At 36.7% G+C, this 477-nt stretch carries 1 pseudogene; it reads right to left on the bottom strand.

The features are described 5' to 3' along the window. Window positions 1-356, bottom strand: a pseudogene (locus JKP73_RS22070) (RepB protein); the annotation flags it as partial. Window positions 357-477: the final 121 nt, after the last annotated feature.

Below are 477 nucleotides of genomic sequence, written 5' to 3'. Positions count from 1 at the left end.
AGTGATGTATCTGTCATTTCATAAGGCGATAAAAGGAAATTTTCAAGCAATAACCTTGTATATTTACTTTCTAACGCTTTACCTGCAAGTGTTTGGTTTGATAATTCTTTTTCGGCTTTCGCTTCCTTGTAGGTCTTGTCCTCTAGCTTATAACTGTTATCGTCTGCTCGACGTTTTTTCGTGATATGAAAGACAATAGAATCAATGCTTTTACCTTTTTTCACTTTCTCATAGGCAATATTAAATGAGGTCCGATCATTGATTTCTTCAAGGGGTTTATCTAAAACTTTCTTGCTAAAGTTAGTGAATAATTTGTATTCATTGACCGTGTCCGTCATTTCTCGTAATTCTCGCATGGAAATTGAAGGATTGCGGTAGGCTTCCACTTGTTCTTCTCGGCGCCCGCCCTTGTAACTATAATGCTCGTACTGGTTATAATTCATAGATAACCAGCGATACAAGATAATGGAATACTTG

The sequence above is a fragment of the Virgibacillus salexigens genome (genome assembly GCF_014905415.1).
GTDB classification, from domain to species: Bacteria; Bacillota; Bacilli; order Bacillales; family Amphibacillaceae; genus Virgibacillus; species Virgibacillus salexigens.
The sequence above is the reverse complement of the archived record's forward strand: the minus strand, read 5'-3'. Positions and strand labels throughout refer to the sequence as shown.